The organism is Bradyrhizobium sp. (assembly GCF_049519115.1).
Classification (GTDB): Bacteria; Pseudomonadota; Alphaproteobacteria; order Rhizobiales; family Xanthobacteraceae; genus Bradyrhizobium.
This window is the reverse complement of the sequence record NZ_JBEKRB010000016.1, coordinates 52,959-68,101: the sequence shown is the minus strand read 5'-3', so window position 1 is coordinate 68,101 and position 15,143 is coordinate 52,959. Positions and strand designations below refer to the sequence as shown.

The following is a 15,143-nucleotide window of genomic DNA, read 5'->3' as shown; positions in this document are numbered from 1 at the left end:
ATCAAGCCGCATCCAGCAGATGACCGCCCATCGCTGCGCCTATGGCACTACGATCAGCATCGCGGGGCCAGATTCCCCGGACCGTGCCTTCAAAAAGCACCGCGACCCGGTCGGACAATTGAAGGATTTCATCCAGGTCCTCGGAAATGAGGATAATTGCAGTTCCACCCTCACGCAGATCGAGCAGCCGGTCGTGCACGGCCCTCGCGGCTGCGATGTCGAGCCCCCGGGTTGGCTGAGCCACAATGAAGACGACGGGTTTTGCAAGAATCTCGCGGCCCATCAGTATCTTCTGCTGATTGCCGCCTGACAGCGCCCGCACGGCCGTATGGACGCCTGGCGTGCGCACGTCATAGTCACGAACCAGACTTTCAGCGCGCTTAGCGGCCAGTGCCCGGTCGATCCAGACTCCCTTGGCCAAAGGCCGCTCCCGATAGTCGCGCAGCAGCATATTGTCGACGATGTCGAACTGTGGAACGAGGCCCATGCCTAATCGATCTTCGGGCACGAAGCGCAGGCCGTAACGAAGCCGCGACCGCGCATCGGAGCCACTAATGTCTTTATCTTTCAGCCAGACCTTTCCATGGCGTAGGGGACGTATACCGGCCAGACATTCGGCAAGCTCGACCTGGCCATTGCCCGCCACCCCCGCGATGCCCAAGATCTCGCCCGCCCGCACGTCGAGGGTGATACCGTTGAGCCCGCTGGTCCCTCGGTCGGCTTGCGTCTGCGCGCCTTCGACCTTGAGAGCAATCTCGCCCGACTTGAGGCTATTTTTTGGACGCAAGTCCGGCATGGATGCGCCGACCATCAGCGAGCCTAATTTCTGGATCGAAGCGTCCGACCGACCAAGCGACGCGACGACACGTCCATGCCTGAGCACCGTCACCCGATCTGCCGCGGCCATCACCTCATGCAGTTTATGGGTAATGAAGACGACGTATTTCCCCGCATCCGCAAGTCGGCGCAACGCCACATAAAGATCCGACGCTTCGCTCGGCGTCAGTACCGACGTCGGTTCGTCGAGCAAAAGCAGATCGGCGCCTCGATAAAGCAACTTTACGATCTCGACCTTCTGCCGCTGACCGACGGTCAGCTGCCATATCAAGGCGTGCGGATCGACATGCAAACCATGTTCTCGTCCGACCGCTTCGATCCGATCCGCTGCTTCTCGCCGGTGAAGACGAAGTGAAGCGTCAGTAGCCCCAAGCAGGACGTTGTCTAGAACGGAGAATGCATTCACAAGCTGGAAATGCTGGTGGACCATCCCAATGCCGCGACGGACCGCATCCCATGGAGAACGAAACCCGGCCTTTTCTCCTTCGATATATATTTCACCGCTATCGGGCAGGTAGACGCCCGACAGGATATTCATCAGCGTGGACTTGCCCGCACCGTTTTCTCCAAGCAGCGCGTGGATTTCTCCTCGCTTCAGTACGAGATCGACGCGGTCATTTGCGACGATGGCACCGAAGCGCTTGCAGATCGACGATAGAACGACGCCTTGCTCGGGGGGGGCCATGGGCAAGTCCTCGGGGTCGATTTATTTTGCGGCGCCCTTTACTCCTGCAACAAGCCAATTCATTTTCGTGGCGGCATCCTCAGAACTCAGCTCGGTCCCAGCCGGGACGCGCACCTTGCCCTCATTATCCTCGATTGGCCCGGCAAACACCTTCAGTTCGCCCGACATGATTTTCTGCTTCGCGGCCTCGACCGCCTGCTTGGCTTCGTCGGTCACCATCGGCCCATAGGGCAGCAACACCACGATGCCGCTCTTTAAATCGCCGAGATCGCGCGTCGCTTCGAATTTGTTCGCCTTAACGGCCTCCACTTCCTTGACGTAGAACGGCCCCCAATTCCACGCGCTGCCGCTGAGAAATGCTTGGGGCGAAGCAAATGACCAGTCAGCATTGCTCGTCATGCCCCATTTGCCCTGTGCTGCAGCAGCTTGCAGCGTGGCCGCCGAATCGAGGTGATTAGCGATGACATCAGCACCGGCGCTGAGCAATGCATCGGCGCTTTCCTTTTCCTTCGGCGGATCGTACCAGCTATTGACCCAGTTGGTCACCACCGTGGCGTTGGGATTGACCGACTTCACGCCGAGCGCAAATGCATTCGCACCGGAGACAACCGCAGCGTAAGGAAACGCGCCGGCAAATCCGACGATGTTAGTCTTCGTCATCTTTCCGGCGAGAACACCTTCCAGATAACGAACCTCTTCAAGCTTGCCGTAATAGGAGGCTACGTTTTTCGGCCCCTTCGGATCGGCCATCTGAACGATAAAATGGATCTCAGGGTGCTTCTTGGCGATCTCGGGAATGAATGTTCCGTAACCGTAACTGTTTGCGAAGATAACCTTGTTTCCTTTGGCGATCAGATTGTTGATGACGGGCACGACACCCGGACCGTCAGCCACGGATTCGACGCGAGTAACCTCGAGATCCGGCACATGATCTTGCAAATACTTGGTCGAGTCAGCGTTGGCTCGAACCCAGGACGATCCGGATGCTTGGGCAAACTCGACGAAAGCGACTTTCAGTTTCTCTTCCGCCGACGCGTCGGCCGCAAAAAACCATCCGCAGAGCAGCGCCGTTGCCGCGATACGAGAGTGATTCACCGCCAGTCTCCTTCAAAAGAATTCAAAACAGCGGCCACCATAGGTTCGGATTCAAGGCCGGATAGTGAACGCTAAGCAAGTCATGTGCCATCAATATTCACCGGGCTTTGCGTCCGTCTGTCGAAACATGCACAAAAACCCGGCAGATTTGATCGCGAACGGCTGAAAATACTTTCACGCCATGCAACCAGAATCTTGGTACGTTCAACGCAAGTCGCGCGACGGTTGAAGTAGAGGCGAACTTGAAGAAATCGGCGTTAGCACATGCTCAGCATGTGAACGAAGCAGCGTCCCAAGACGAACTTTCCGCTCTTGGGTTGAAGCTTCGTCATGCAAGAACCGTGAGAGGCATGCGACTGGCAGATCTCGCCACGGTATCTGGTTGCTCGGAAAGCCTTCTCTCGAAAATCGAGAATGGAAAGACCACTCCCTCTCTCAATACTTTGCACAGCCTTGCGAAAGGGCTTGGCCTGACCATTGCCAAGCTTCTGAGTGATGATGCCGCGCCAAAAGGAATCGTCATGCGCGAGGGCCAGCGACCTGTGCTCAGCCGGATGGGGCTCGGAGGTTACGGGGTCGATGGCGTTGAAACCGAACTTCTGATTCCTTTCGGTGCGGAGTCGGCACTTCAAGCTACCCTGCTGCATGTACAGCCCGGCGCGCGGAGCGACGGGTTGAGACAACATGAGGGCGACGAGGTCGGCTATGTCGTCAGTGGGCAGATTACGCTGACGGTCGAAGGCGACCGTTATTTCCTGAAGACGGGTGACGCGTTTTTCTTTCCATCCATGCGACCACACGGCATTGAGAATCCTGGCAACTCTCCAGCTGTCATCATATGGGTGAATACGCCTCCAACGCTGTGAGAAGTATGGCATGCGTTGGTTCGTGAATCAGTTCCGCAGCCTATCTTTGTATTGTGCGCCATTCTTAATTGCGAGGAGACACGCCAATGACTGACTACGCCATCTCTGAGAAGCTGGTTGCATCCGCTATCGCGGACCGCGGAAAGGCCCATCCTTGGGATAGGATTCCGGTCTCGAAAGCGGCGCTCGTTGTCGTCGACATGCAAAACTATTTCGTGTCGCCGGATTCCGAGGGCCAGACAAACCCGGCGCAAGGCATTGTGCCGGCGATCAACAGGCTGGCTGCAACGATGCGAGAGCTGAGCGGCACCGTCATCTGGATTCAAAACACGACGACTAACACCCGCCAGTCATGGTCGGTGCGGCACGAGCTTCTTTCTCCTGCCAGGGCGGAATATCGCCTCGCGGCTATGGAAACTGGAGCTGATGGCTATCAGCTATGGCCGACGCTCGATGTCCGGCCTGAGGATACGGTGCTGGTCAAAAGGTTCTACTCGGCTTTTGCTCAGGGGTCATCGGACATTGTTGCGACCCTGAGAGCCAAGGGCATCGACTTCGTGCTGATTGCCGGGACTTACACTAACGTTTGCTGCCAGGCTTCCGCCCAGGACGCCATGATGCTCAATTTCCGGACGATCATGGTGTCGGATTGTAACGCGGGATCAACCCCGCAGACGCACGCAGCGGCTCTTAATAACTTCTTCGAATTTTTCGGCGACGTCCTGTCGGTCGACGAGGTGCTGGAGCGGCTGGAAGCAGCAACCGAAACCGTGGCTGCGTGAGCTGGGGCGTCCGATGGCGACCAAAACTTCCGAAAAATGCGCCCTTGTCGTCGTGGATATGCAGAACGACTACTGCGACGCCGCTGGCGTTTATCCGCGCAACGCCCTGCAATGCTTTGACATGGAAAGTGTAGTGGCCGCCACCGCAAAGGCCGTTACCACGTGCAAGGAACGCGGGATACCGGTCATATATCTGCGCATGGCCTGGAATACGGATGCGTCTGGATTTCCTGTCGATGCCGGACTGATCATGGAAAAATCGCGGCCATTTGTTCGCGCAGAAGGACTTCGCCGAGGCACCTGGGGGGTCGAAGTCGTGGACGGATTGCCGCCGCCAGACTATGTCGTTGACAAGACCCGCTACAGCGGATTTCACAACACAAGCCTTGAAGCCTTGCTCCGCGGGCTGCGAGTCGAAACCATCTACCTGGCCGGCGTCATTACCAATATGTGCGTGGAAGCTACCGCGCGCGATGCCTTCCACCGTGATTTTCGTTTCGTTGTTATGTCCGATTGCGTCTCGGGCTTCAGTCGCAAGCTGCATGATGCCAGTTTGGAGACAATGCAGATCTTTGGAACGGTAAAGCAGTCTGACGAGCTCCTTAGGGGCAACTGAAACTTATTGGCACGGAAAAACGCGACGCCAGTGTCGAGCGATTTCGTCTCCTCGACAGAACCATACGTCGTCGAATTTTCGCATGTATTCCAGAAGCCGGATCAGCCCGGCGCATCGCCCCGGCCGTCCGATGAGGCGGTCATGTAGCCCGATCGACAGCAGCTTAGGCGAACCCTTCTTGCCCTCGCGGTAGAGCACGTCGAAGGCGTCCCGCATGTAGTTGAAAAAGTCATCCCCCGTCGAAAAACCACTATTTTCGTTGAACCGATTGTCGTTGGCTTCGTACGAGTACGGGATCACCAGATGCGGTGTCTCGCCGACGCGCAACCAATAGGGCAACTCATCAGCGAGAGAATCCCGATCGTAAAGATAGCCGCCGGCCTCGACAATGAGACGGCGTGTATTGGGCCCTGGGCGTCCCGTCATCCATCCGACCGGTTTTACCCCGGTCAGTTCAGTCAGCAACTCGGTTGCACGCTGGATGTGCTGGCGCTCGACCTCTTCACTCACCTCGCCGTAATCTATCCAGCGATAGCCATGGCTGACGATCTCGTGCCCGCGCTCAACGCAGGCCTTAGCGAGTTCGGGATTTTGCTCCAAAGCGCGCGCGACACCAAGGATACTGACCCGGATCGAAAAATCTCGAAAGGTGTCAAGGACTCGCCAAACGCCGCGACGGCTGCCAAATTCGAAAACGGACTCAACCAAGGGCGACCGGTTTCCAATGACCGCCGCAACCCCAATGTCATTCAGCATGCCCTCGGACCGGTCATCTCCATTGAAGGGAGTCGCCTCCCCGCCGCCTTCGACGTTGAGATTGAAATTCACTGCGATGGCGGCGCCCTCTGGCCAAGCGGGATGCGGAGGAGCCTCGCCGTAACCGACGAGATCGCGGGTGATCATGGGATCTGGCTTATCGTACATAATGAGATGCTCATTGCATTTCTGATCAATTTGGCGGCGTCAGCGGCGCCACGCAAGGATCGTAGCAGTAAAACCAATCGGTTTCGGTCGGACCTCGCATCCAGCTGTTCTCGGTCGAAATTCGTTGCACGTCCGCGACACGAGGAATACGAGTTGTCGCATACCAGGCGAATGCCTCGTGATAATCTTCAAATTTCTCGAGGCAGCGGCTCAAGATCGTTCCGTCTTCGACCGCCATCGCGCCGCCGGCTGCCATGTACGGACGCATAGGGTGACAAGCGTCGCCGAGGAGCACCACGCGTCCACCGCTCCATCGATCGTGCCTTTCGCGATCGTAGATGGGCCAAAGGCTCACGTCTTCGGCGACTTCGAGGATTCGGCGGAAATCGTCATGAAATCCCGCAAATGCTTCAAGCATTTCGTCGCGACTACATGGCAGCGATGATACGTCGCCGTCCCATTCACGCGCGGGAAGAACTCCGATCACATATATTTCGTCACGCCGGCTGGTCATGAAATAAGGGAGAGCGTGCCGGTCCGGCCCCCACCACTTGGTGCAATCCGGAATCTTTAGCTTACCTAACCGCGCAGTCGGAAACACGGCTCGCTGGGCGACCGCACCGGCAAATCTCGGTGGCTCCGTACCAAGTAGATGTTCACGAACTTTGGAGCGAATGCCGTCGGCACCAATAACGATATCGGCTTCGACCCGCAAACCATTATCAAAGGCAAGAAGCACCGCGTCATGAGTCTCGTCAAGCCCGACCAATCGATGGTTAAATACGATGGTGTCAGGCGCGACCACTCTCTCCAGCACACCGTGCAAATCGCCGCGATGGATATTTAAGTACGGCCCACCAAATCGAGCTTCGCTCGCGGCGTCAAAAAAAATCTCATACATGATATCGCCAGTGTTCCAGGCGCGGCTCACGTAAGACATCGGTCGAATTCCCGTCTCGACCAACGACTGCTCGATGCCCAGACGTCGAAATGCCTTCATAGCGTTTGCGCTGAGGATAATCCCCGCTCCGATGCGGGAAAATGAAGGAGCCTGTTCATAGACAGTCACCGGAAAGCCGGCGCGCTGCAGGAAGCCTGCGACGGTTAAACCGCCAAGCCCGGCGCCTACAACAGCAACTCGCTTCATTACATTCATCTCAATTGTCGCTGCCATACAGACTACGCGCTAATGACGACCCTGCTAGCGCAAGCAATTTACACGCCAAGAAAGCTAGCAAGGTATTACGTAATTTTCACGGCTCCCGCATGCGGGCTGCGAACAGTCTAAGCGACAGCATCGTATGAATTCGTGCGCAGATTGGCTCCGAGGTGCCCTACTCCCGTCGGCTTCAACGCCTAAAGTAAACACATATCTATTGATCGAAGGAGTCGGCTTGACCATAAGCGGGCATCGAGCACTGGTCGAGCCACCGCAATCTCTTGCCGAAAGCGAACGTCAAAGCGACGGCGGCGTGTTGACCCAAATGATTTCGGTTGTTGACGCTCCCGGATTGACGAAGCTATGGGGCGAGGACGATGCAAAGAAAAAAGAATCGCCTTCGTTGAGATGATAGGAGATGCCCGCCACCGTCAAAAGCAGTTGCCCACTTTTCACGTAACCTACTTCCTCGCCTTCGTGCTGCAGATTGCCGCCGCTGCCGCGGCCGGGTTCGAGCCGAACGACAAAGGCCTGCAGCATCGAGCTCAAACCGAACGGGATCATGACCTCCGTTTCAGCGCTGCCTCCGTCGCCACCTGCCTCCGAGATAATTTGCCGCTCGCCTTTACGCTGCACGACCTGCCCGACCGTGGATCGGTCCTGTAGAAGCTCCGCGACCGACGTATCAAGTGCCTTGGCGATCCGGTGTAATGTATTGAGCGATGGGGAGCTTTTGTTGTTCTCAATTTTTGAGATCATGCTTTCGGAGCAATTCGCAAGATCGGCCAGATCCTTCAGCCGCAAGCCTTTCACCAGCCGCGCGTGGCGCAATTGGACGCCGAGGCCTGAATTGCCTGTAGGAGTGTCGTTGCCGTCGACTTCGGCAGTTCTCATGATCGCGCTCGTGAGGGGCATGGCGAAAATCAGTCTCCGAAACGGGATTGCCGAATAGCCTGTTCGCCTGAAAATATCCATCCTTTAATGAAAATGCATGAATCCTGAGCAAGTTGCCGCAGCGCAGCGCATCTTTTGATAGCGAAAACAGCATCTTAGTAATTCAAGTTCTTGACATAGAGGAAATTACGCCGAAAGCTCCATTCCCGTTCTGCGATGGAGTTAGCTTATGACGGTTCGAAGCGGCAACGACTACTTGGCGGCCCTCGGCGATGACAGGAGCATTTATTTCGAGGGCCAACCGGTCAAAGACGTGCGCACGCATCTGGCGTTTGCCAATGCGACGGCTTCGTTCGCGAAGATGTACGACTTCCAGTCCAAACCCGAAAACCTCGAGCTGATGACGTTTGATATCGGCGGAGGTCGGCGCACTAACCGCGCCTGGCAGATGCCGCGCAGCCAGGAGGAACTGGTCAAGCGGCGGCGCGCGCTGGAAGCCTGGTCGAACGTGAATTTCGGAATGCTCGGGCGTTCGCCAGACCATGTGGCCTCCACCATCACCGGGATGGCCATGGGCGTCGACGTGTTCGAGCGTTTTGGCGCCCGCCACGCCAAGGCGGTCCGGGACTACTATCACTATGCGCGCGAGCGCGACCTCTTCATCAGCTACGTTCTGCAGAGCCCCACCATCGATCGGGCCAAACGGGCCGATCAGCAGAGCACGCTCGATATCGCGGCCACCATCGTCGATGAAGATTCGACCGGCATCACGGTGCGCGGTGCCAAGACGCTCGGAACGTCCGCGGTGATGTCGGACGAGATTTTCGTCGGTGCGATTGCGCCGTTATCGAAGGAAGAAGCAAATTTCGCACTCAGCTTCGTGATCCCGCTTGCCGCAAAGGGCGTGCAGCTTCTGTCGCGAAAATCGTATGAGGCCGAAGCGAGATGCGAATTCGATTATCCGTTGTCCGCCCGCTATGATGAAAATGATGCCGTCGTCTATTTCCACGACGTCAAAATCCCGTGGGAGCGCGTGTTTGTCTGCCGCGACGTCGCGGCGGCGCGTGCCCAATGGCATGAGACGCCGACGCACGTCTTCCAGAATTATCAGTCGCAGGTACGGCTGATGGTGAAGCTGCGGTTCCTGACCGGAATCGCGCGGCGCATCACCGAAACGAACGGTACATTCGATTTGCCGCCGGTGAAATCGAAGCTTGGCTACATCTCCGCGCATGCCACCATGGTCGAAGCACTGGTGAACGGCATGGAAGCGGCGGGGCGTTATCACGGCGAATACTTCATTCCCAACCGCGAGCAGCTTTACGCTGCGCAGGTTTTGACTCAGGAAATGTACCCGAAGGTCATCAGCGCCATCCGCGAGCTTGCAGGCGGCGCTGTAATCATGCTGCCATCCTCTGTCGAGGACTTCGCGACGCCCGAACTGAAAAAGATTATCGAGGCGACGCAAGGCTCGACGACACGAAGCGCCGAAGAGCGCGTGAAGATCTTTCGTCTCGCATGGGACGCGACGGGATCCGAATTCGCATCGCGTCATCTGCAATACGAAATGTTCTACGGCGGTGGGGCCCATGTCACCACAGGTCACGCGTTCCGTACTTTCGACTGGAATAGAGCGGTCGAAATGGTCGATCGCCTCGAAGGCTCATACGACCTCACGGCAAAATCCACTCTGCCGCTGGCAAGCTGAGCGCACCCCCTGATGTCGCATGCATGGATAGCTGACGACATGGCCTGATTCTTGCGACGACGAGCTCAGGTCGAAGCGGAACTGACGACGGGAATAACGGTATGCGCGTTCTAATCGTCGGAGCAGGAATCGGCGGATTGACCACGGCGCTGATGCTGCATCGCCGCGGCATGGACGTGACGTTGGTCGAAACCGCGGCGGAAATCTCCGAACTCGGGACCGGCATCAATCTGTTGCCGCATGGCGCGGGAATTCTTCATGAGCTTGGATTGGGTCCACAGCTTGCGGCCGTCAGTCTGCAAACCCGCGCCATCGAATATCGAACCCAGTACGGCCAACTGATCCTGCGCGACCCGCGAGGCCGACACGCCGGGTCGCCATGGCCGCAATATTCCATCCATCGCGGCAAGCTTCAGGCCGTTCTGCTAGAGAAAGTCCGCGCTACCTTGCCCTCTTCTGCCATTCTGGTGGCGCACCGTTTCGAACAATTCGAAAATGCTGCCGACGGCGCCATCGCCGTTCTGCGCCGGCGTTCTGACAATCTTCCTGTCACGATCAAATCGGATCTCTTGATCGGCGCGGACGGCATCCACTCGACCGTATGCCGGCAGATTCATCCCGGCGCGGCGCCGCTGGCCTTCTCGGGCACCATGATGTGGCGCGGCATCGTCGAAGCCGAGCCGTTTCTAGACGGCGAAACCATGGTCATCGCCGGGCACCGCGACACCAAAACGGTCGTCTATCCGATCGAGGCTCCAAAGGGCGGCGATCCCGTTCTGACCAACTGGGTGGCCGAGATCAATATCGGCAAGAACGCTTCGTATCAGAAGGAAGATTGGAGCCGTCTTGCAAGCCTCGATGAATTTGCCGCGACGTTAGAGGGGTTCCGTTTTCCGTTTTTGGACATTCCGCGGCTGTTTCACGCCAGCAAGCGCATCTTCGTCTATCCGATGGTCGATCGCGACGCGTTGCCGTTCTGGAATTGTGGACGGGTGACGCTGCTCGGTGATGCCGCACATCCGATGTACCCGATCGGGGCCAATGGTGCCTCCCAGGCCATTCTTGACGCTGCAACGCTTGGTCAGGCATTCGACGAAAGCACGGATATCGAGGCAGCCCTTGCGCTCTACGAGCAGCGGCGGCTACCCGCGACGGCACAGGTCGTCGCGAGCAATCGCGGCAGGGGCCCGGAAGCCGTGCTCGAACTCGCGCGCCAGCGCGTGCGTGGTCCCGACGACGATATAACCGCGCTAATTTCGCAAGTTGAAATCGACGCGATCACCAAGAACTACCAGAAAGTTGCCGGGTTTGACGCGACGACACTGACAAATCGCGCTCAGTCGGCCCGATGAGTGCCGCGTCGAAATGGTGGTGGACTCGCGTATGAGCCGAGCGCGGGTCCAGGACAGGTGGCTCCCAACGCGTGATCTCCTCGGGGCAGGAGATGTATCAACAGGCGGCTGACATGACCCAGTGCACAGCGGTAATTGAGGTCGATACGACGATCGACAAGGGAAGATGGACATCGTTTCAGACCGCGACTGTCCTGATCTGCGGACTCGTAACCCTGATCGATGGATTTGACGCCCAATCGATCGGCTTCGTTGCCCCGGTTCTCGCAAAGCATTGGGGTGTCGGTCCCGCAGCCTTTGGACCCGTCTTCAGTGCCAGCCTGGTTGGCATGATGATCGGCGCTTTGAGTCTAGGGCCGATCGCCGATCGCTTCGGGCGAAAGGTCGCAGCGATCCTGGCGATTACGTTCATCGGCATTTTCACGCTGGCGAGTGCAAAGTGCACGTCGGTGGAGAGCCTCATGGTGGTCCGCCTGTTGACGGGCATCGGTCTCGGCGGGGCGCTTCCCAATTGCGTGGCGCTAAGCGGTGAATATGCGCCGGCGCGTTGGCGGGCGACCGCGATCGGGGCCATGTTCTGCGGGTTTCCGCTCGGCGCCATGCTGGGCGGACTGCTCTCGGCCCGAATTATTCCAGCGTTTGGCTGGGAGTCGGTCTTTTACGTCGGCGGCAGCATTCCGCTGATCCTGATTCCGATCCTCGCAGCGATCTTGCCGGAATCGATCCGTTATCTGGTTGTTCGTCGCAAGGAACCCAAGCGTATTCTGAACCTGCTGCGCAAAATTGCGCCGGAAGTTCAGGCGACGGAATCGAGTACGTTTGCCGTCCGGGAGCATACGGGAGCCGGCGTTGCGATCAGCGAATTGTTCTCGCACGGTCGCCTCGTCGGAACGCTGATGCTGTGGATTTCGGTGTTCGCAAATATTCTGTTGTATTATTTCCTGATCAACTGGCTGCCACTGCTGCTGCAGCAAGCCGGTCTCTCACTCAGCAATGCGATTCTGCTCACCGCTCTTCTGAATTTCGGTGGCATCGTCGGCACCATCGTGTTTGCCCGAAGCCTGGATCGTGCCGGCAACAGCCGGATCCTGACATGGGCGTTTCTCGGCTGTACAGTGTTCACCGTGATGCTCGGCTACGCCGGCGCCAACGTGCCCATGCTGGTGGTCGCCGTGTTCCTTGCCGGTTTCTGCGCCAATGGCGCGTTGAACAACCTGAGCGCGGTTGCCGCCAATCTCTACCCGACGAATGTTCGCGCAACCGGCATCGGATGGGCACTCGGGTTCGGCCGGGTCGGATCGATCATGGGGCCGATGATCGGAACCTGGTTGCTGCTGGCGAAGGTGGAACTGGCCCATCTCTTCACGATCATCGCCATTCCATCGCTGTTCGCGGCCGTTGCGATGTATGTGCTGAACATGCGGTCGCCAGAGACCGAGACGCCTCCGGTTTCCGATACGGTTCGGACCGCGGATATCTGAAACAGCGCGCGAGGCAATCCGTCATGTTCGGGTTGCCTCGCGGCATCAATCGGCTCGTTCGAGAACAGGGATCAAACAATGGACATCAGCGTCGGAGTCGTCGGGATCGGCATCATGGGCGGCACGATTGTCGAGCACATCGCACGCCAGAGTGAGGCGGTGTACGGCTACGATAGCGATGAACAAGCGAAAGACCGCGCCCGGGGCGTAGGGGTTCGCGTGACGGAGGATGTGCTGACGCTGGCTCAGTGCTGCGCCATCGTCATGACCAGCCTTCCGAGCTACGCTGCTGCCAAATCGGTGATTGACGACATCGCCGCGGCAGCCGAGCCGGGCTGCATCATTGTCGAATTGTCGACCTTCTCGATCGATCAGAAGCTTGCGCTTCGCGCCAAGGCCGCCGCAGCCGGTCACGTGATGATCGATTGTCCGCTCAGTGGGACCGGTGCACAGGCGAAAACAGGCGACGTCGTCGTTTATGCCAGCGGAGGAAAGGCCGCAGTCGAACGCTGCGAGCCGATCTTCGCCCAATTTTCACGGGGCTGCTTCAATCTTGGCGCATTCGGCAATGGCAGCCGACTCAAGTTCATCGCCAATCACCTTGTCGCAATTCATAATGTGGCATCGGCTGAGGCCATGGTGCTCGCCATGAAAGCGGGGCTCGATCCAAAACAGGTCGTTGAGGTTATCCGAGCCGGCGCCGGAAGCTCGCGCACCTTCGAAATGCGCGCACCGCTAATGGCGGAAAACCGTTATGAGCCGCCCACTATGAAACTCGATACCTGGTTCAAAGATATTGACGTCATCGATGCGTTTGCTCGCGGGATGAAGGTGCCGACCCCGCTCTTCGATTCTACCAGGGCTATCTACGCCGCCGCGAGTTCTATGGGATATGGAGCCGTCGACACGGCTTCGGTCTGTGCTGTCCTCGAACAAATGGCGGGCCTCGTTCGGTCGCCGCTCGGTGGCGGTATTCAAGATGGAACCGAGCGTCCGCGCGATGCCACGCTGTAGAGGACGCCCGACTGATAAGGTTTTGTAGAAAAGCCTATCAGTATGCGAATCGAGTTGTTGCCGTGTTCTCTTCGACGAAACCGACTGCATTTGTTTGACTGTATCCACGATGAGACGCTATCACTTACAAACTGGCTCTGAGCAGCGTCCTGTCCGCTTTAACCACAGGCAGACATTCAACGGAAATCTATTGGTTCGCCCGTTCGGCTGCGGCGGTCATATATTTCGAATAGAAATCAGCAACCCGCTCGCGCCACATTCCGACGAACGCCCCCGATGTCAGCTTATCGACCGATTTCCATACGTCTTTGACTGCCGGAAGGGTATTCCGCCAAATCGCGCGTTTGCACCATTTTTCGCCTTTCTCCTTTCCTTCGCCGGTAGCACACATCGATTTCCAGGCGACGCGATCAGGTTGGCTGATGTGCTCGGCGGCGCCTTCCCAGCCTTGTTGGTGGATCAAGTAAAGATCGCTTAGGGTTGGCTTCTTGTGGGTCACCCACTCGAACAGAATACCTTCGGTAATGACTTTGTAGGCCGCCGCAACGGCATTGTCGCGGGAATCGAGAATCTGCCCGGAGCCGAATTTGTTGAACTCGTACTTGCTCAGTTGGAACAAGCCGACATACGAGCCCGTGCGTTGCTTGGGGTCGAAACCAGACTCGATCTTGGCAACCGCTTTCATGAAATGGAAATCCAGGCCGAAAGCGTCGGAGGCGCGCTTAATTTCCTCGACCGGCGTTCCGACCGGGATGTCCTTGAGTGATCTCAGGACAGTTTCCGCCGGCTTCTCGGCAGGCGGCAGTTCGGACCAGACGTAATAGATGAGATACCGGAAATCCTGGATCATCCGCGCCGGATCGGAAGTATCGCCGGACGCATCGCGCGTTGCCGGCACCGGTTGGGCGGCATCATGGTGACTCAGGTCCACCGATTTTGTCTCGTCAGGATCGTCGCCGATTTCGGCTTTGGCCGCCACCGGCGGTCCGGAAACCGCCGCGGGCACTTCTTCAGGTCCGGCAGGCGACGCCGGCATAGTGGCGGAGAGCGCAGGCCAAGCGGGCGTCTCGGCGCTCTCCACCGCTTCCTGCAATGCGGCCGGCACTGTCGCGCCTAGCGCGTGTGCAACCTGATGGATCATCCCCGTGAATGTTATGGCACCCACGACGCAAACGACCTGCAAGGTTCTCATTGCCCCCAACTCCGCGGCACGGTCCCCAAACGAAAGCTACACGCGTGTTCCCCGTAATCCAAGGTGACTCCCGCGACGCAGGTTGTTTTTCAGGGGAATTGCCTCGAGCGAGGCAACGGTCCAAAGGCGCCGGGTCTCGACACGACGCCCACCCGGCTTTGCTCGACGTGCGCACTAACCGGTCATAACGGCTTAGGAAGTCAAGGGATTTTCACTGTGGACGTTGCGCGCCATGCTCAATGGCCGCGGCGACAAGTCGACATAGCGACGTGATCTCGGGACGTCCGCTCTGACCCCGACAACAGCCGACATGGACACGTCCGTGATCGTGATGCCTGCTAAGTGCCAAAGCGAAGATCTTGCTTGGTTGCCAGTTCGTTGCTAGGTGCCGCCGTTTCTAAGTATCGCAGTTAGCCCGTTTCTTAGAATTTTGGCTCAACTCAACCGAATGGAGCGATGAGCGACACAGCGGCGGGCGGGTTCTCAAAGGCGGATCGATTGAGTTCGGTACGGCAGGACAATCGAATGCGTTTTGCGA

At 57.8% G+C, this 15,143-nt stretch carries 13 protein-coding genes; 7 read left to right on the top strand and 6 right to left on the bottom strand.

What is annotated here, in order from left to right:
* Nucleotide 1: 1 nt before the first annotated feature.
* Together ABSE61_RS14900 and ABSE61_RS14895 are read right to left on the bottom strand one after the other, a co-directional pair.
* Nucleotides 2–1,522: an ABC transporter ATP-binding protein gene (locus ABSE61_RS14900; RefSeq protein WP_423871890.1), complete on the bottom strand. Its 1,521-nt coding sequence runs from the start codon at nucleotides 1,520–1,522 to the stop codon at nucleotides 2–4.
* A gap of 21 nt (nucleotides 1,523–1,543) precedes the next feature.
* Nucleotides 1,544–2,617, bottom strand: a complete 1,074-nt coding sequence (locus ABSE61_RS14895) for a BMP family ABC transporter substrate-binding protein (RefSeq protein ID WP_423871889.1) — start codon at nucleotides 2,615–2,617, stop codon at nucleotides 1,544–1,546.
* Between the two features lie 242 nt (nucleotides 2,618–2,859).
* Between ABSE61_RS14895 and ABSE61_RS14890 the strand changes: the two genes are divergently transcribed.
* The 3 genes from ABSE61_RS14890 (at nucleotide 2,860) to ABSE61_RS14880 (ending at nucleotide 4,881) form a co-directional block, all read left to right on the top strand.
* Nucleotides 2,860–3,483, top strand: coding sequence for a cupin domain-containing protein (locus tag ABSE61_RS14890; protein ID WP_423871888.1), 624 nt, complete (start codon nucleotides 2,860–2,862; stop codon nucleotides 3,481–3,483).
* An 86-nt stretch (nucleotides 3,484–3,569) separates the two neighbouring features.
* Nucleotides 3,570–4,265, top strand: coding sequence for an isochorismatase family protein (locus ABSE61_RS14885; protein ID WP_423871887.1), 696 nt, complete (start codon nucleotides 3,570–3,572; stop codon nucleotides 4,263–4,265).
* Between the two features lie 13 nt (nucleotides 4,266–4,278).
* The gene (locus ABSE61_RS14880; RefSeq protein WP_423871886.1) at nucleotides 4,279–4,881 is read left to right on the top strand and encodes a cysteine hydrolase family protein; all 603 of its coding nucleotides are present in this window, start codon (nucleotides 4,279–4,281) and stop codon (nucleotides 4,879–4,881) included.
* Between the two features lie 3 nt (nucleotides 4,882–4,884).
* Here ABSE61_RS14880 and ABSE61_RS14875 read toward each other — a convergent pair whose 3' ends face one another.
* From ABSE61_RS14875 to ABSE61_RS14865, 3 genes are all read right to left on the bottom strand, one after another.
* A complete protein-coding gene (locus ABSE61_RS14875; RefSeq protein ID WP_423871885.1) occupies nucleotides 4,885–5,784 on the bottom strand; it encodes a polysaccharide deacetylase family protein in 900 nt (299 codons plus the stop codon).
* A 46-nt stretch (nucleotides 5,785–5,830) separates the two neighbouring features.
* Entirely contained in the window at nucleotides 5,831–6,979 is a 1,149-nt protein-coding gene (locus ABSE61_RS14870) for an FAD-dependent monooxygenase (RefSeq protein ID WP_423871884.1), read from the bottom strand.
* 282 nt (nucleotides 6,980–7,261) lie between these two features.
* Nucleotides 7,262–7,795: a helix-turn-helix domain-containing protein gene (locus ABSE61_RS14865; RefSeq protein WP_423871883.1), complete on the bottom strand. Its 534-nt coding sequence runs from the start codon at nucleotides 7,793–7,795 to the stop codon at nucleotides 7,262–7,264.
* A gap of 292 nt (nucleotides 7,796–8,087) precedes the next feature.
* Here ABSE61_RS14865 and ABSE61_RS14860 point away from each other — a divergent pair, with 292 nt between their 5' ends.
* The 4 genes from ABSE61_RS14860 (at nucleotide 8,088) to ABSE61_RS14845 (ending at nucleotide 13,413) form a co-directional block, all read left to right on the top strand.
* The gene (locus ABSE61_RS14860; protein WP_423871882.1) at nucleotides 8,088–9,566 is read left to right on the top strand and encodes a 4-hydroxyphenylacetate 3-hydroxylase family protein; all 1,479 of its coding nucleotides are present in this window, start codon (nucleotides 8,088–8,090) and stop codon (nucleotides 9,564–9,566) included.
* Nucleotides 9,567–9,667: 101 nt separating this feature from the next.
* A complete protein-coding gene (locus tag ABSE61_RS14855) occupies nucleotides 9,668–10,918 on the top strand; it encodes a flavin-dependent oxidoreductase (protein WP_423871881.1) in 1,251 nt (416 codons plus the stop codon).
* Nucleotides 10,919–11,031: 113 nt separating this feature from the next.
* The gene (locus ABSE61_RS14850; RefSeq protein ID WP_423871880.1) at nucleotides 11,032–12,399 is read left to right on the top strand and encodes an MFS transporter; all 1,368 of its coding nucleotides are present in this window, start codon (nucleotides 11,032–11,034) and stop codon (nucleotides 12,397–12,399) included.
* Nucleotides 12,400–12,477: 78 nt separating this feature from the next.
* Nucleotides 12,478–13,413 (top strand): NAD(P)-dependent oxidoreductase, encoded by a 936-nt coding sequence (locus ABSE61_RS14845; protein WP_423871879.1) that lies wholly within the window; start codon nucleotides 12,478–12,480, stop codon nucleotides 13,411–13,413.
* Nucleotides 13,414–13,600: 187 nt separating this feature from the next.
* Here the strand turns inward: ABSE61_RS14845 and ABSE61_RS14840 are convergent, their stop codons facing one another.
* Nucleotides 13,601–14,605: a transglycosylase gene (locus ABSE61_RS14840; RefSeq protein WP_423871878.1), complete on the bottom strand. Its 1,005-nt coding sequence runs from the start codon at nucleotides 14,603–14,605 to the stop codon at nucleotides 13,601–13,603.
* Between the last annotated feature and the right edge of the window lie 538 nt (nucleotides 14,606–15,143).